The sequence below is a fragment of the Actinomadura sp. NPDC049382 genome, from assembly GCF_040677125.1.
GTDB classification, from domain to species: Bacteria; Actinomycetota; Actinomycetes; order Streptosporangiales; family Streptosporangiaceae; genus Spirillospora; species Spirillospora geliboluensis.
Genome location: NZ_JBFARO010000038.1, coordinates 1 through 15,324, shown reverse-complemented (window position 1 = coordinate 15,324; position 15,324 = coordinate 1). Strand labels below are relative to the sequence as shown.

Genomic DNA, 15,324 nt, shown 5'->3' with positions numbered 1-15,324 from the left:
GCAGAATCGGCTGCATGAGGTACGCACTGCTGATCTGCGACGACGAGAAGGTCTCGCCGTCCAACGCGGAGATCGCGGCCGACCCGGGGCACCGGGCGTGGCTCGCCGACCTGGAGCGGCGCGGCGCGGAGCGCTTCGGCGTGCGGCTGCGTCCCGTCGCGGACGCGACGACGGTCCGGGTCCGGGACGGGGAGACCCTCGTCTCGGACGGGCCGTACGCCGAGACGAAGGACTTCGTCGGCGGCGTCGTGGTCATCGAGTGCGCCGATCTGGACGAGGCCATCCATATCGCCGCGGGCCACCCCTACGCGCGGTGGGGCGGAGTCGAGGTCCGTCCCGTCTGGGAATGACCGCGCCGGACGGCGTGCGCGCGGCGGTCGACGCCGCCTACCGGGACGAATGGGGCCAGGTCGTCGCGACCCTCATCGGCCTGACCGGGGACTGGGACCTCGCCGAGGACTGCGCGCAGGACGCGTTCGCCGCCGCCCTCGCCACCTGGCCCCGCGACGGCGTCCCGGACCGCCCCGGCGCCTGGCTCACGACGGCGGCCCGCAACCGCGCCGTCGACCGGCTGCGCCGCGACGCCGCCGGCGCGGCCAAGCTGCGCGCCCTCGCCGCCCCGGCCCGCGACCCCGGCCCGCCGCCGGACGACGACATCCCCGACGAGCGGCTGCGGCTGATCTTCACCTGCTGCCATCCGGCGCTGCCGCTCCCGGCCCGGGTCGCGCTGACCCTGCGCACGCTGGCCGGGCTCAGCACCGCCGAGATCGCCCGCGCCCTGCTGACCGCCGAGCCCGCGATGGCGCAGCGCCTCGTCCGCGCCAAACGCAAGATCCGGGAGGCGGGCGTCCCGTACCGGGTGCCGCCCGCCGAGCTCCTCCCGGAGCGGCTCGACGCCGTCCTCGCCGTGCTGTACCTGATCTTCAACCAGGGGTACGGCGAGCCGGACCCGGCCCGCCCCCTGGCGGCCGAGGCCGTCCGCCTCGCCCGCGTGCTCGTCCGGCTGATGCCGTCCGAACCCGAGCCGAGCGGCCTGCTCGCGCTGATGCTCCTGCACGGGGCCCGGCGCGCGACCCGCACGGCCGGCGGCGTGCTCGTCCCGCTGGAGGACCAGGACCGCTCCCGCTGGGACCGCGCGCTGATCGACGAGGGGGTGGCGGTGCTCGACCGGGCGATGGCCCTGCGGCGGCCCGGGCCGTACCAGGTGCAGGCCGCGATCGCCGCCTGCCACGCCACCGCGCCCGACACGGCGAGCACGGACTGGCCGCAGATCGCCGCCCTCTACACCGAACTGGCGCGGCTGGCCCCGTCCCCGGTCGTGGACCTCAACCGCGCCGTCGCGATCGCGATGGCGGACGGGATCCCGGCGGGGCTGGCCCTCGTCGACGAGTTGACGGCGTCCGGCCGGCTCGCCGGCTACCACCTGCTCCCCGCGACCCGGGCCGACCTGCTCCGCCGGGCGGGCCGTACCGCCGAGGCCAGGGCCGCGTACGAGGAGGCGCTGGAGCTGGCGCCGACCGAAGCCGAGCGCCGCTACCTGGCCGGACGCCTCCGCGAACTCTGATTCCAAGATTTTTCCCGGCGATGTCGATCCGGGGCGGCCGCCCTTCGTCGGTGGGGTGAAAGTCCATCGAGAGCGAGGGAAGATCCCATGAACAGCGACACGACTCCGCTGCCCGACGTGGTCGACCGGGCCGCCTTCCAGGCCGAACTGGACGCGCTGCGCGTCCGCGAGAAGGCGCACACCCGCGCGGGTGACGCGATCGCGGCCGCCCGCCGCCGGCTGCCGATGGTCGAGGTGGACGCCAAGGCCCCGCTGACCGGCCCGGACGGCGCGCTGACCCTGCTGGACGCGTTCGAGGGACGCCGCCGGCTGATCGCCTACTACATGATGTGGCACACCGGCCACCCCGCCGCGGAGCAGTGCGAGGGCTGCACGTACTACAACGGCCAGGTCCGCGAGCTGTCCAACCTGCACGCCGCGGGCATCACCTACGCGACGTTCTGCCAGGGCCCCTACGAGGAGAGCGTCCGGTACCGCGACTTCATGGGCTGGACCATGCCCTGGTACTCCGTCCAAGACTCCGCCGAGGCCCTGCTGACCGGACGCACCGCGGGCATGTTCCACCTGGTCTGCTACCTGCGCGACGGCGACCGGGTCTTCGAGACCTACTGGACGAACGGCCGCGGCGTGGAGGCCATGGACATCGCCTACTCGCTGATGGACATGACCGTCTACGGCCGCCAGGAGACCTGGGAGGACTCACCCGCGGGCTGGCCCAGGGCGGGCTCGGTCGACGGCGGCTTCTTCCGCACCGACGGCCGTCCCACCGCCCAGTGGCCCCGCCTGCGAGCAGGCCACTCCGACGACCTGGGCACCGCCTGAGCGGCAGCCCGCGCCCGGTCAGCCCGCGTCCGATCAGCTCGGCCAGTTCGGCTTGCGCTTCTCGTTGAAGGCGGCGATGCCCTCGCGGCGGTCGGGGGAGAAGGCGACGGTGCGCCAGGCGTTCTCCTCCAGGTCGAGGCCCGCGTCCAGGCCGACGCCGCCGCCGAGGCGCATCGCGCGCTTCGCGGCGCGGACGGCGGCCGGGGAGTTGCGGGCGATCGTCTCGGCGATGCCGAGGGCCTCCTCGCGGGCGGCGCCGGCGGGGACCTTGCGGTCGGCGAGGCCGTAGGCGAGGGCCTCGTCCACGGCGAGGCGGCGGCCGGTGAAGACCAGGTCGGCGGCCTTGCCGGGGCCGAGGCGGCGCAGCGCGAGCTGGGTGCCGCCGCCGCCCGGCACGAGGCCGACGCCCACCTCGGGCAGCCCGAACACGGCCGTCTCGTCCGCGACGATCATGTCGCAGGAGAGCGCGAACTCGCAGCCGCCGCCGAGCGCGTAGCCGTGCACGGCCGCGATGACGGGCTGCGGCAGGTTCAGCACGCCGCCGAACGCGGCGCGGAAGACGGGCCGCTGCGCGAGGATCTCGTCGTCGGTCATCGCGTTGCGTTCCTTGAGGTCGGCGCCCACGCAGAACGCCTTCTCCCCGGCCGCGCTCAGCACGACGGCGCGGACGGCCGGGTCCGCCGCGACCTCGGCGCAGGCGCCGGTGAGGCGGCGGGCCATCGCCGTCGACAGGGCGTTGAGGGCCTCGGGGCGGTCCAGCACGATCTCCGCGACATGCCCGTCGCGCCGCAGCGTCACTCCATCCATAAGCCGCACCCTAACGAGGACCGGGCCCCCTACCCGACGTCCGGCCCCAAGATCAAGACCGTCATCGGGTTGGATGGAGGCGTGGACTCAGCGTATGGGGATCTCGGACGGCCGCCGCTGCACGAGGGCGCGCTGCGGCGCGCGCTCGTCCGGGAGGGCGGGCTGTGGCGGGAGATCGGGATCGTGGACGAGACCGGCTCCACCAACGCCGACCTCGCGGCGCGGGCCCGGGAGGGCGCGCCGGAGGGCACCGTGCTGGCCACCGAGTGGCAGACGGCAGGCCGGGGCCGCAAGGGGCGGGCGTGGACGGCGCCGCCGCGGTCCGGGCTGGCGTTCTCCATGCTGGTGCGGCCCGCGGTGCCGGTGCAGCGGCTGGGCTGGGCGTCGCTGCTGACGGGTGTCGCCGTCGCCACCGCGATCCGCCGGATGACCGCCTGGTCGCAGCGGGGGGAGCGGTTCCTCGGCGCGGACGCCGACGGCGACACGGCCGTGGACGCCCGCCTCAAATGGCCGAACGACGTGCTCGTCGGCGACCGCAAGCTCGCCGGGATCCTCGCCGAGCGGGTCGACGACGGCCTGGTGATCGGCGTCGGGCTGAACGTGGGCCTGCGGGCCGAGGAGCTGCCGGTGCCGACCGCGACGTCGCTGGCGATCGAGGGCGCGCCGCTCAGCGACCGGGCGCCGCTGCTGCGCGCGATCCTGCGCGAGTTCGAGACCTGGTACCGGGAGTGGACGGCGCTCGGCGGCGATCCGGACACCAGCGGGCTGCGCACCGCCTACCGGGACCTGTGCGTCACGCTCGGCCGCGACGTCCGGGTGGAGCTGCCCGGCGACCAGCGGCTGACCGGGCGGGCCCGGGACGTGGACGAGACGGGCCGCCTCGTCGTCGCGGGGCCGGGCGGGGACAGCGCGGTCAGCGCCGGCGATGTGGTGCACGTCCGTTGAACGGGGAACGAGGATCCGCGGTCCGGGCGTTGATCCGAGTGCTGATCTGCAACGATGTGCACGGCGAGTTCCAACTCTTGGGGTTGCTGGTGAGCTGCACTGATATGTCCGGAGATCGAATGATGACGCCGCCGCCGCGGCCCCCGGCGGCGGCGGGCTGAGGGGCGGGAGATGGCGGCCGGATTGCCCGATCCGAAGGAGATCGAGGAGCTCCTGCTCGGCGGCGAGCTGCGGTACAACCGCGTCCAGGCCGTCCGGCTGGCCGGGGTCACCCGCGACTTCGCGGGCCGGATCTGGCGGGCGTTCGGGTACCCGTCCATGCCGGACGAGACGATCGCCTACACCGAGGGCGACGTCGCGGCGCTGGACCGGCTGCGCCGGCTGGTCGACGACGGGATCCTGGACGAGGACGGCGTGGTCCGCCTGGTCCGCGCCTACGGGCAGACGATGACCCGGCTCGCGGAGTGGCAGGTCAACCTGCTGCGCAGCATGCTGACCGGCGACCCGCACGAGACGCCGTCCGCGGAGGCGGTCGACACGGTCGTGGACATCGCCGAGAAGCACATCGGCGAGTTCGAGCCGCTGGTCGTGCACGCCTGGCGGCGGCAGCTCGCGGCGGCCGGGACCCGGGCGCTGGCCGCGGCGGCGAGCCGCGACAACGGCGACCCGGCGGGCCGCCCGATGACCACCGTCGGGTTCGCCGACATGGTGTCCTTCACCCAGGTCAGCCGGGAGCTGGAGGAGATCGAGCTGGCCCGGGTGGTGGAGTGGTTCGAGGAGACCGCCGCCGACATCATCGCCTCCTGCGGCGGCCGGCTGGTGAAGACGCTCGGCGACGAGGTGCTGTTCAGCGCGGAGTCGCCGGAGGTCGGCGCGGAGATCGCGCTGACGGTCGCGGCGGCCATCCAGGACGAGACCGAGGTCCCGGACGTCCGGGTCGGCGTGGCCCACGGTCCCGTCCTGCCGCTGATGGGCGACGTGTTCGGGACCACGGTGAACCTCGCCGCCCGGCTCACCTCGCTGGCCCGCCCCGGCTCCGTCGTGATCGACAGCGAGCTGGCGGCGTGCCTGGAGGGCTCAGCGGCCTACGAGGTGACGCGGATCGTGCGGCGCCCGGTCCGGGGCCTCGGGATCGTCCAGCCGTTCGTGCTGCGCCGGAAGGCGGCGTCCGCGGAGACGCCGCGCGACTAGGCGCGGGTCAGTAGGCGCTGGAGCCGCTCTCGGTGGGGGAGTCGGTGAGGCGCTGCAGGTAGTTCTGCTCGCCCAGCGCCTCGACGAGGCTCAACTCGGTCTCCAGGTAGTCGATGTGCTCCTCCTCGTCGGCGAGGATGTGCTCGAAGAGCCGGGCGGACGTGACGTCGCCGCGCGAGCGCATCAGCTCGATGCCGGGGCGGAGCCGCGCCACGGCCTCCATCTCGATCTCGAGGTCGGCCTTGAGCTGCTCGAAGATCGTCTGCCCGATGCGCAGGGTGCCGAGCTTCTGGTAGTTCGGCAGCCCCTCCAGGAACAGGATCCGGTTGGTGAGCCGCTCCGCGTGCCGCATCTCGTCGAACGACTCGTCGCGGGTGTGCTTGGCCATGCGGAGGAAGCCCCAGTTCTCCTGCATCTTGGAGTGCAGGAAGTACTGGTTGATCGCCGTGAGCTCCGCGGTGAGCTGCTCGTTGAGCAGCGCGATGATCTCTCTGTCGCCTTCCATGGCCCCCATGCTTCCATGGCCGCCGAGTTGGGGACAGCACTAACCCCCGCACGGCGCGTGTCCGCCTCCCTCGGCGGGCCGTGCGGGGCCGCGGTTTCGCTCAGGCGGCGGTCGGCGGGGCGGCCCCCTCGGCGGTCGGTTCCGCGGCGAGCTCCGCGGCGATCTCGGACGGGGCCGGGGCGGCCTGCTCCGGCACGGCCTGCTCCGGCACGGCGGTGAGCGCGAGCGGGCCGCCGGTCAGGGCGTCCGCCAGCTCGTTGGCCGTCCGGTACTGGCTGACCATGGTGTGGATGCGCTTGGTGCACATGCCGCAGCCGGGCTTGAAGCCGCAGGCGGCCTTGACCGCCTTGGCGGTCGTGCAGCCGCTCGCCATGCAGCCGTGGACGTCGTCCTCGGTGACGGCGTTGCAGATGCAGACGTACATGCCGGTGGGAGACCTTCCGTGCGGCTGGAGCTGGCCCGACGCGCCTTCCCTCGGGCACTTAGGGCGCCCTTATTGAGGTTAGGCTCCCCTAACGTAGCTCAGGAGTGTCCGTTCTGGCCAGTGGACTCCCAATCGGTGTGACTCAAGCCTCAGGGGGAAGGGCTTCCGGCGTGCGCCGCCGGGCCCGCGTCGGCAGCCGTGCAGTCGCCATGGCGCCGGGGCCCGTCGCGGTCCGGACGGGAGGGCGGGACAAGTGGCACAGGTTTGGCCGGGCGACGCGTATCCCCTCGGCGCCCGGTTCGACGGCGCGGGGACGAACTTCGCCGTGTTCTCCGAGGCGGCCGAGCGGGTGGAGCTGTGCCTGTTCGACGGGCCGGCGGGCGACGGCGAGGAGACGCGGCTGACGCTCCCCGAGGTGGACGCGTTCGTCTGGCACGGCTACCTGCCGGGCGTCATGCCGGGCCGGCGGTACGGGTACCGGGTGCACGGGCCGTTCGATCCGCGCCGCGGGCAGCGCTGCAACCCGGCGAAACTGCTCCTCGACCCGTACGCGCAGGCCGTCGAGGGGACGATCGACTGGGACGAGTCGTGCTTCGGCTACGAGTTCGGCGACCCGTGGTCGCGCAACGACGCCGACTCGGCGGGCCACACGATGCGGTCGGTGGTCGTCAGCCCGTACTTCGACTGGGGCGACGACCGGCCGCCGCGCATCCCGTACCACGAGACCGTGATCTACGAGGCGCACGTGAAGGGCCTCACCGCCCGGCATCCGGAGATCCCGCCGGCGCTGCGCGGCACCTACGCGGGCCTCGCCCACCCGGTGATCACCGATCATCTGCGCTCGATCGGGGTGACGGCGGTGGAGCTGATGCCCGTCCACCAGTTCGTCCACGATGACGTGCTGGTGCGGCGCGGCCTGCGCAACTACTGGGGCTACAACACGATCGGGTTCTTCGCGCCGCACAACGAGTACTCCTCGTCGGGGCAGCGGGGCGAGCAGGTGCTGGAGTTCAAGGCGATGGTGAAGGCCCTGCACCAGGCCGGGATCGAGGTGATCCTGGACGTCGTCTACAACCACACCGCCGAGGGCAACCACCTCGGGCCGACACTGTCGTTCCGGGGCATCGACAACGCGTCCTACTACCGGCTGGCCGACGACGACCCGCGCTACTACACCGACACGACGGGCACCGGGAACAGCCTGCTGATGCGCAGCCCGCACGTCCTGCAGATGATCATGGATTCGCTGCGGTACTGGGTGACCGAGATGCACGTGGACGGGTTCCGGTTCGACCTCGCCGCGACGCTGGCCCGCGAACTGCACGCGGTGGACCGGCTGTCGGCGTTCTTCGACCTCGTCCAGCAGGACCCGGTCGTGTCCCAGGTGAAGCTGATCGCCGAGCCGTGGGACGTCGGCGAGGGCGGCTACCAGGTCGGCAACTTCCCGCCGCTGTGGACGGAATGGAACGGCCAGTACCGCGACACCATGCGCGACTACTGGCGCGGGCAGCCCGGCGCCATGCCCGACTTCGCGTCCCGGCTGACGGGCTCGTCCGACCTGTACGCCGACGACGGCCGCCGCCCGATCGCCTCGATCAACTTCGTGACCTGCCACGACGGGTTCACGCTGCACGACCTCGTCTCCTACGACCACAAGCACAACGAGGCCAACGGCGAGGGCAACCGGGACGGCAGCGACGACAACCGCTCGTGGAACTGCGGCAACGAGGGCCCGACCGACGACCTCGACATCGTCGCGCTGCGCGAACGGCAGAAGCGCAACTTCCTGACCACGCTGTTCCTGTCGCAGGGCGTCCCGATGCTGCTGCACGGCGACGAGATCGGCCGCACCCAGGGCGGCAACAACAACGCCTACTGCCAGGACACCAAGATCTCGTGGGTCGACTGGACGGGCCTCCGCGACGACACCTTCTTCGACGAGCGCGGCCCGATGCTCGACTTCGTCCGGCGGCTCTCCAGGCTGCGCACCGCGCATCCCGTCTTCCGGCGCCGCCGGTTCTTCCTCGGCGACCAGCGGACGAAGCGCGCCCGCAGGGCGGCGCGGCGGATGGGCGAGGCCGAGGCGGAGTCCGAGGAACTGCCCGACCTGGTGTGGTTCACGCCGGGCGGCCGGGAGATGGCCGACCGGGACTGGTCCGCGGGCTTCAACAAGTCGCTGAACGTGTTCCTGAACGGCGACGCGATCAGCGAGCCCGACCCGCGCGGGCGGCCGGTCCGGGACGACTCGTTCCTGCTGCTGTTCAACGCGCACGACGGCGACCTGACGTTCACGCTGCCGCCCGCCGTCTACGGGCAGATGTGGATCAAGATGCTGGACACCGCCGACCCGCTGCTCGCCGAGGAGGAGTCGCCCGTCGTGAAGGCCCGCGAGAACGTCCCGGTCGGCGCCCGCTCGATCCAGGTCCTGCGCCGCGTCTGACCCCCATGCGCCCCGCCGCCGAGAGCCCCGCCGCCGAGAGCCCCGCCGCCGAGATCCACGCCGCCGCCGAGACGAACGACGAGATGGACGCCGAACCCGCCGCCGAGGAACCGCTCCCCGCCGACCCCCCAGAGGAAGCCGTGTCCGAGGACCACAGCACCGAGAAGGACCAGGCCGACACCCCCGGCCCCGACCCGCTGACCGCACCGCCGTCCGGCACCTACCGCCTCCAGCTCCGCGGGACGCCCGAGGAGCGCTTCGGCTTCGCCGAGGCCGCCGCGCTCGCGCCCTACCTGGCGTCCCTCGGCGTGTCCCACGTGTACCTGTCCCCGATCCTGCAGGCTGCGCCGGGCTCCGCGCACGGCTACGACGTCGTCGACCACTCCCGGCTGTCCGAGGAGCTGGGCGGCGCCGAGGCGTTCGGCGCGATGGCCACCCGGTTCCGCGCGCACGGCCTGCGGCTGCTGGTCGACGTCGTCCCGAACCACATGGCGATCCCGGACCCCCACGACCTGAACCTGCCGCTCGCGCGGGTCCTGGAGGACGGGCCGGGCTCGCCGTTCGCGCGGTGGTTCGACGTCGACTGGGACGCGGGCGGCGGCCGGATCGCGCTGCCCGGCGAGGGCGAGCCCAACTACCGGCGGTTCTTCGACATCTCCGGGCTGATCGGGCTCCGCCAGGAGGACCCCGAGGTCTTCCGGCGCACGCACGCGCTGCTGCTCGGCCTGGTCGAGCGGGACCTCGTGGACGGCCTGCGCGTCGACCACCCGGACGGCCTCGCCGACCCGCGCGGCTACCTGCGCCGGCTGGCGGAGGCCGCGCCGGGCCGCTGGCTGCTCGTCGAGAAGATCACCGAGGGGGAGGAGCGGCTGCCGCCGGACTGGCCGTGCGCGGGCACCACCGGCTACGACTCGCTCGGCATGGTCGGCGGGCTGTTCGTCGACCCGGCGGGGGAGAAGCCGCTCACCGACTACTACGTGTCGCTGACGGGCAATCCGGCCGAGTTCGAGGAGGTCGAGCACGAGGCCCGCCTGCACGCCGCCACACACGGGCTCAAGCCGGAGATGGACCGGCTTTTGCGCGTCCTCCACCGGGTCGTGGGCGAGCGTCGTCCCGGCATGGAACGGGCCTTGGTCGAACTGCTCGTCGCCATGCCCGTGTACCGCGCCTACGTCGTGCCCGGTGAGGACGCTCCACAGCAGGCCGTGGACGTGTTAACGGAGGCCGCAGACCGTGCGCGAACTCACCTTCCCGAGGAGTTCCACAGCGACCTGGAGGCCGTCGTAGACCTCGCTCTGGGACGCGGTGAGCGCACCGATGCCGAGTTCATCGTGCGGTTCCAGCAGACGTCCGCGCCGCTCGCCGCCAAGGGCGTCGAGGACACCGCGTTCTACCGGTGGAACCGGATGGCCGCGCTGAACGAGGTGGGCGGCGCCCCAGAGCGGTTCTCCGTCAGCCCGGAGGACTTCCACGCGTACTGCATCAGGCTCGCCCGCGACTGGCCGCAGACGATGACGACCCTCTCCACGCACGACACCAAGCGCGAAGAGGACGTACGGGCGTGGCTGTCGGTCGTGGCGGAGATCCCGGGCGAGTGGAGGGAAGCCGTGGAGCGCTGGCGGACGTGGGGGCCGACCCCGTCACCGCTGGAGCCCGACCTTGAATACCTCCTCTGGCAGACCCTCGTCGGCGCCTGGCCCATCACCCAGGATCGTCTGGAGGAGTTCCTCACCAAGGCGATGCGGGAGGCCAAGACCCGCACGTCCTGGGTCGAGCAAGACGCCGACTACGAGAAGGCCGTGCTCGCGTATGCGCGGGGCGTCCTGTCCGACCCCGACCTCATCACCGACATGACGTCGTTCGTCGCCAGGCTGGCCCCCTACGCGCGCGTGAACACGCTGGGGCAGAAGCTCGTCCAGCTGGCCATGCCGGGCGTCCCGGACGTCTACCAGGGCTGCGAGCTGACCGGCCTGGCGCTGGTCGACCCCGACAACCGGCGCCCGGTCGACTACGGGCGGCGCCGCGAGCACCTCGCCCGGCTCGACACCGGCCGCCGCCCGAAAGAGGTCGACGACGAGAAGCTGCTGGTCACCTCGCGGACGCTGCGGCTGCGGCGCGCCCACCCCGAGTGGTTCGGGCCGGGGTCCCGGCACGAGCCGGTCGCGGCGCGCGGGCCGGCGGCCGAGCATCTGATCGGGTTCGCGCGGGGCGGCGCGGTCGCGCTCGCCACCCGGCTGCCCGTGGGGCTGGAACGCCGGGGCGGCTGGAACGGGACGCGGGTGGACGTCCGCCACCAGGGCTGGCGGGACGTGCTGACCGGCTGCACGCACATGGGTCCCTTCCTGGACGCGGACCGCGTCTTCGAGCATCTGCCCGTCGCTCTGCTCGTCCCCAGGGAGTTCGGTAGTTGAGCACCAGGTTCACCGTGTGGGCACCGGCCGCCGACCGCGTCGAAGTCGTGGTCGGCGGCACGGGCCATCCGATGGAGGCGCGGCCCTCCGGCTGGTGGGAGGCCACCGTCGCCGACGCCGTCCATGGGACGGACTACGGCTTCGTCTTGGACGGCTCAGACGAAGTACTGCCCGACCCTCGCTCGCCTTGGCAGCCCAACGGCGTGCACGGCCAGAGCCGTGTCTACGACCACGGACGGTTCGCATGGACGGACCAGCATTGGCACGGCCGTCCGCTCCCCGGGAGCGTCCTCTACGAGATGCACGTCGGCACGTTCACGCCGGAGGGGACGTTCGACGCCGCTACCGACCGCCTCGACCATCTGGTGGCGCTCGGCATAGACGCGGTGGAGCTGCTGCCCGTCGCGTCCTTTCCCGGCCGTCACGGATGGGGGTACGACGGTGTCCACCTGTGGGCGCCCCATGAGCCCTACGGTGGCCCAGACGGTCTGAAGCGCTTCGTGGACGCCGCCCATGCGCGCGGCCTGGCCGTCGTCCTCGACGTCGTCTACAACCATCTAGGCCCGGACGGTAACCGCCTGGGCAGCTTCGGGCCGTACTTCACCAGCGCCCACGCCACCCCCTGGGGCGACGCGGTGAACTTCGACCAGGAAGGCTCGGACGAGGTCCGCGCATTCGTCGTGCAGAACGCGCTCATGTGGCTGCGTGACTACCACTTCGACGGGCTGCGGCTCGACGCCGTCCACGCCATCACCGACCACAGCGCAACGCACCTCCTCGAAGAGCTGGGGCGGGCCGTGGCGGCGGAATCCGCCCACCTTGGGCGGCAGCTCTTCCTCATCGCCGAATCCGACCTGAACGACCCGCGCCTGGTGACGTCCAGGGAGGCCGGCGGATACGGCCTGGACGCGCAGTGGAGCGACGACTTCCACCACGCGCTGCACGCCGCGCTCACCGGTGAACGGCAGGGCTACTACTGCGACTTCGGCTCTCTGGAAACGCTGAAGAAGGCCCTTACCAGAGTCTTCGTTCATGACGGGACCATGTCGACCTACCGGGGCCGGCACCACGGGCGGCCGGTGAACGTCCGGGAAACGCCCGCACACCGTTTCCTCGGCTTTCTGCAGAACCACGACCAAGTCGGCAACCGCGCCTCCGGTGACCGCATCGGCGCGCTCTTGCCGTCCCCAGGGCTACTCAAAGTGGGCGCGGCACTGCTTTTGCTCGCGCCCTTCACACCGATGCTGTTCATGGGCGAGGAGTGGGGCGCGTCCACCCCCTGGTGCTACTTCACCGACCACCGCGATCCGGAGCTGGCCCGCGCCGTCAGCGAGGGGCGCCGGCGGGAGTTCGCGCGGCACGGCTGGGCGGGCGAGGTCCCCGATCCACAGGCTGTGGACACCTTTCGCCGATCCGTCCTCGACTGGACCGAGCCGGACGACCCGTACCACGCTGACCTGCTCGAATGGCATCGCGCCCTGATCGCGCTGCGCCGCTCCGAACCCGACCTGAACGACCCCCGGCCGGCCGCGGTGCAGGTCGGGACGGACGAGAGCACGGCGCGCTGGCTGGTGATGCGGCGCGGCGGGATCGGTGTGGCGGCGAACCTCGGGGACGTGCCCGTCGCCCTCCCGGCGGGGCCGCCCGGGGCGCGCCCCCGGCTGCTGCTCGCGTCGGATCCGGCGATTCACCTCGACCCCGGCGCTCTCGGCGATTCCGGAAGGGCCGCCGTGGAGCTGCCCGCGGCCTCGATCGCGATTTTTCGCTGACCCGTGGACGCGTCTATTGCGGCGAAGATACGGGTACTGACGGATATGTCGTGTTCGGTAATGTACTACGAGTGGCAAACCGCAGGTCAAGAGCGCGGCGGCAGCCCGGTAATGGTCAAGAATGGTCATACGATCGGTTCATGACCTCAGTACTGCTCGCCGAGGACGACACGTCCATCTCCGAGCCTCTCGCCCGCGCGCTGCGTCGCGAGGGGTACACCGTCGAAGTAAGCCCGGACGGCCCGCAGGCGCTGGAGCGGGCGCTCGGCGGCGGGGTTGACCTGATCGTCCTCGATCTCGGCCTGCCCGAACTGGACGGCCTTGAGGTGGCCCGCAGGGTGCGGGCCGAGGGGCACGGCGTGCCCATCCTGATCCTGACCGCCCGGGCCGACGAGGTCGACACCGTCGTCGGGCTCGACGCGGGCGCCGACGACTACGTGACCAAGCCGTTCCGGCTGGCCGAGCTGCTCGCGCGGGTGCGCGCGCTGCTGCGCCGGGGCAGCACCGAGACCCCGATCGTCCAGGGGGTGCGGATCGACGCCGAGTCGCGCCGTGCCTGGATGGGCGACCAGGAGCTCCAGCTGACCACCAAGGAGTTCGACCTGCTGCGGGTGCTCGTCCGCGACGCCGGCAAGGTCGTGACCCGCGAACAGATCATGCGCGAGGTGTGGGACACCAACTGGTGGGGTTCCACGAAGACGCTCGACATGCACATTTCCTGGCTGCGCCGCAAGCTCGGCGACGACGCCGGCAGTCCCCGCTACATCACCACGGTGCGGGGCGTCGGCTTCCGGTTCGAGCGCGGCGACTAGCACCGGCCGCCGCGGCCGGGCGGAACGACCGGGGGCCTTCCCGAGAGGCCCCCGGGCAGCGTGCTGCGCCGTCCGCGGCCCCACCCCTAAGGAGCCCTGATGAGGCGCCGACTCCTCCTGTCGACGCTCGCGGTGGCGGTGGTCGCGATCCTCCTGCTCGGCATACCCCTCGCCTACGCCGCACACAAACTCGTCTACGAGGAGGCCGGCCGGTCGCTCGACCGGGAGGCGTCCTCCATCGCGGGCAGCGTCGGCTACAGCCTGGAGAAACCGCAGCCCGTCACCGGCGCGATCATCGCCCGCGAGTACCCCGGCCGGCAGATCACCGTCACGCTGCCGGACGGCCGCACCCTCAACGCCGGGCCGCCGCGCCGCGGCCCCGTCCTCAGCGCCACCGCCGCGCACGGCGCGGTCCGGGTCCGGGTGGCGCGCCCGGAGGCGGAGGTCCGCGACGCCGCGCTCCGGCTGATCCTGCTGATCGGCAGCCTGGCGCTGCTCGGCGTCGCCGTCACCGTCGGCCTGGCCATGGTGCAGGCCCGCAAGTTCATGCTGCCGCTCCGCGAGCTCGCCGAGACCGCCGACCGGCTCGGCAGCGGCAACGCCCGGCCCCGCCCCCGCCGCTACGGCATCCCGGAGATCGACCAGGTCGCCGAGGTGCTGGACCGCAGCGCCGTCCGCATCACCGACCTCGTCGTCGCCGGCCGCCAGTTCGCCACCGACGCCAGCCACCAGCTCCGCACGCCGCTCACCGCGCTGTCGATGCGGCTGGAGGAGATGATCGAGGCCGCCGAGTACCCCGACGTCGTCCGCGAGGAGGGCGCCGCGGCCGTCGCGCAGACCGAGCGGCTCGTCGCGGTCGTGGAGCAGCTGCTCGCCCGCGCCCGGCACGACCCGACCGGCGGCGCCGTCCCGTCCCCGATCGACGAGATCATCACCCAGCAGGTCAAGGAGTGGCGGCCGAGCTTCCGCAAGGAGGGCCGGGACGTGCGGATCGTCGGCGAGCAGGGCCTTATCGGCCTGACCAACCCCGAGGGCCTCTCCCAGATCCTCGCGACCCTGCTGGAGAACTCGCTCACCCACGGCGCCGGGACCGTCACCATCCACACCAAGCCGGGCGCCGGGTCGGTGGTCGTCGAGATCGGCGACGAGGGCCCCGGGATCCCGGCCGAGCTGGAGCCCCGCATCTTCGACCGCAGCGTCAGCGGCGGCCACGGCACCGGCCTCGGCCTCTACCTGGCCCGCTCGCTCGCCGTGGTGGACGGCGGCCGCCTCGAACTGATCCAGTCCCGTCCCGCGGTCTTCGGGGTCTTCCTCCGCCAGCCCGCCGAGGCGCGCCTTGCCGCCGAGCGGGTGGTCATGGGCCCCGCCTGACGGTCGGGCGGCCGGGCCGTTCAGATCTCGGCGTAGTCCTCGCTGGGGGCGTCGAGGGGGTGGCCCAGGCGCGGGGAGCGGCCGTTCGCGCGGTGGACGCCCGGCGCCTCCGGGCCGGCGAGGCCCGCGGAGCCGGCGGCGCCGGCGGCCCCGGCGGCGGGGGCCACGGGCAGGCCCGACGAACATCAATCGGTTGACAAAGATATACCGAGAACACCGCGGATGACAATTCCAGCACTCCCGAAGAACCGGCACTGGGAACG

14 protein-coding genes are annotated in these 15,324 nt (G+C 72.7%); 10 read left to right on the top strand and 4 right to left on the bottom strand.

Annotated elements, in window-relative coordinates; genetic code table 11:
• The first annotated feature begins 14 nt into the window (after nucleotides 1–14).
• The 3 genes from AB0K34_RS22830 to AB0K34_RS22820 all read left to right on the top strand — a co-directional run bounded on the left by AB0K34_RS22830 (nucleotide 15) and on the right by AB0K34_RS22820 (nucleotide 2,386).
• Nucleotides 15–350 carry a YciI family protein gene (locus AB0K34_RS22830; RefSeq protein ID WP_301178207.1) on the top strand — a complete coding sequence of 112 codons (336 nt, stop codon included), beginning with the start codon at nucleotides 15–17 and terminating at the stop codon, nucleotides 348–350.
• The gene (locus AB0K34_RS22825) at nucleotides 347–1,564 is read left to right on the top strand and encodes a sigma-70 family RNA polymerase sigma factor (protein WP_364550683.1); all 1,218 of its coding nucleotides are present in this window, start codon (nucleotides 347–349) and stop codon (nucleotides 1,562–1,564) included. The genes AB0K34_RS22830 and AB0K34_RS22825 overlap by 4 nt, the downstream gene beginning before the upstream one ends.
• 87 nt (nucleotides 1,565–1,651) lie before the next feature.
• Nucleotides 1,652–2,386, top strand: a complete 735-nt coding sequence (locus tag AB0K34_RS22820; protein ID WP_364550681.1) for a DUF899 family protein — start codon at nucleotides 1,652–1,654, stop codon at nucleotides 2,384–2,386.
• A 33-nt stretch (nucleotides 2,387–2,419) separates the two neighbouring features.
• Here AB0K34_RS22820 and AB0K34_RS22815 read toward each other — a convergent pair whose 3' ends face one another.
• Nucleotides 2,420–3,193, bottom strand: coding sequence for an enoyl-CoA hydratase-related protein (locus AB0K34_RS22815; RefSeq protein ID WP_364550679.1), 774 nt, complete (start codon nucleotides 3,191–3,193; stop codon nucleotides 2,420–2,422).
• Between the two features lie 81 nt (nucleotides 3,194–3,274).
• Here AB0K34_RS22815 and AB0K34_RS22810 point away from each other — a divergent pair, with 81 nt between their 5' ends.
• Both AB0K34_RS22810 and AB0K34_RS22805 read left to right on the top strand, forming a co-directional pair.
• Nucleotides 3,275–4,138: a biotin--[acetyl-CoA-carboxylase] ligase gene (locus tag AB0K34_RS22810; RefSeq protein WP_364550677.1), complete on the top strand. Its 864-nt coding sequence runs from the start codon at nucleotides 3,275–3,277 to the stop codon at nucleotides 4,136–4,138.
• Between the two features lie 171 nt (nucleotides 4,139–4,309).
• Entirely contained in the window at nucleotides 4,310–5,329 is a 1,020-nt protein-coding gene (locus tag AB0K34_RS22805) for an adenylate/guanylate cyclase domain-containing protein (protein ID WP_138641022.1), read from the top strand.
• A gap of 7 nt (nucleotides 5,330–5,336) precedes the next feature.
• Here the strand turns inward: AB0K34_RS22805 and bfr are convergent, their stop codons facing one another.
• Together bfr and AB0K34_RS22795 are read right to left on the bottom strand one after the other, a co-directional pair.
• A complete protein-coding gene (gene bfr, locus AB0K34_RS22800; protein WP_138641021.1) occupies nucleotides 5,337–5,834 on the bottom strand; it encodes a bacterioferritin in 498 nt (165 codons plus the stop codon).
• A gap of 100 nt (nucleotides 5,835–5,934) precedes the next feature.
• A complete protein-coding gene (locus AB0K34_RS22795; RefSeq protein WP_364550674.1) occupies nucleotides 5,935–6,258 on the bottom strand; it encodes a (2Fe-2S)-binding protein in 324 nt (107 codons plus the stop codon).
• Nucleotides 6,259–6,511: 253 nt separating this feature from the next.
• On the opposite strand from AB0K34_RS22795, the gene glgX reads away from it, so the two are divergent.
• From glgX to AB0K34_RS22770, 5 genes are all read left to right on the top strand, one after another.
• Nucleotides 6,512–8,698, top strand: a complete 2,187-nt coding sequence (glgX, locus tag AB0K34_RS22790; RefSeq protein ID WP_301177505.1) for a glycogen debranching protein GlgX — start codon at nucleotides 6,512–6,514, stop codon at nucleotides 8,696–8,698.
• A 5-nt stretch (nucleotides 8,699–8,703) separates the two neighbouring features.
• The gene (gene treY / locus AB0K34_RS22785) at nucleotides 8,704–11,109 is read left to right on the top strand and encodes a malto-oligosyltrehalose synthase (RefSeq protein WP_364550672.1); all 2,406 of its coding nucleotides are present in this window, start codon (nucleotides 8,704–8,706) and stop codon (nucleotides 11,107–11,109) included.
• Nucleotides 11,106–12,878: a malto-oligosyltrehalose trehalohydrolase gene (gene treZ / locus AB0K34_RS22780; RefSeq protein WP_364550670.1), complete on the top strand. Its 1,773-nt coding sequence runs from the start codon at nucleotides 11,106–11,108 to the stop codon at nucleotides 12,876–12,878. The genes treY and treZ overlap by 4 nt, the downstream gene beginning before the upstream one ends.
• Nucleotides 12,879–13,018: 140 nt before the next feature.
• The gene (locus AB0K34_RS22775; RefSeq protein ID WP_019629095.1) at nucleotides 13,019–13,690 is read left to right on the top strand and encodes a response regulator transcription factor; all 672 of its coding nucleotides are present in this window, start codon (nucleotides 13,019–13,021) and stop codon (nucleotides 13,688–13,690) included.
• A gap of 99 nt (nucleotides 13,691–13,789) precedes the next feature.
• The gene (locus tag AB0K34_RS22770) at nucleotides 13,790–15,061 is read left to right on the top strand and encodes an ATP-binding protein (RefSeq protein WP_301177502.1); all 1,272 of its coding nucleotides are present in this window, start codon (nucleotides 13,790–13,792) and stop codon (nucleotides 15,059–15,061) included.
• Between the two features lie 20 nt (nucleotides 15,062–15,081).
• On the opposite strand, the gene AB0K34_RS22765 is transcribed toward AB0K34_RS22770, so the two are convergent.
• Nucleotides 15,082–15,228 carry a hypothetical protein gene (locus AB0K34_RS22765; protein WP_364550668.1) on the bottom strand — a complete coding sequence of 49 codons (147 nt, stop codon included), beginning with the start codon at nucleotides 15,226–15,228 and terminating at the stop codon, nucleotides 15,082–15,084.
• Nucleotides 15,229–15,324: the final 96 nt, after the last annotated feature.

What these genes read in the sequence shown, in the direction of transcription:
- AB0K34_RS22805 (WP_138641022.1), top strand. Translation starts at nt 4,310, where the DNA reads ATGGCGGCCGGATTGCCCGATCCGAAGGAGATCGAGGAGCTCCTGCTC.
- treY (WP_364550672.1), top strand. Translation starts at nt 8,704, where the DNA reads ATGCGCCCCGCCGCCGAGAGCCCCGCCGCCGAGAGCCCCGCCGCCGAG.
- AB0K34_RS22795 (WP_364550674.1), bottom strand. Translation starts at nt 6,258, where the DNA reads ATGTACGTCTGCATCTGCAACGCCGTCACCGAGGACGACGTCCACGGC.
- AB0K34_RS22775 (WP_019629095.1), top strand. Translation starts at nt 13,019, where the DNA reads ATGACCTCAGTACTGCTCGCCGAGGACGACACGTCCATCTCCGAGCCT.
- AB0K34_RS22815 (WP_364550679.1), bottom strand. Translation starts at nt 3,193, where the DNA reads ATGGATGGAGTGACGCTGCGGCGCGACGGGCATGTCGCGGAGATCGTG.
- bfr (WP_138641021.1), bottom strand. Translation starts at nt 5,834, where the DNA reads ATGGAAGGCGACAGAGAGATCATCGCGCTGCTCAACGAGCAGCTCACC.
- AB0K34_RS22820 (WP_364550681.1), top strand. Translation starts at nt 1,652, where the DNA reads ATGAACAGCGACACGACTCCGCTGCCCGACGTGGTCGACCGGGCCGCC.
- AB0K34_RS22770 (WP_301177502.1), top strand. Translation starts at nt 13,790, where the DNA reads ATGAGGCGCCGACTCCTCCTGTCGACGCTCGCGGTGGCGGTGGTCGCG.
- AB0K34_RS22830 (WP_301178207.1), top strand. Translation starts at nt 15, where the DNA reads ATGAGGTACGCACTGCTGATCTGCGACGACGAGAAGGTCTCGCCGTCC.
- AB0K34_RS22825 (WP_364550683.1), top strand. Translation starts at nt 347, where the DNA reads ATGACCGCGCCGGACGGCGTGCGCGCGGCGGTCGACGCCGCCTACCGG.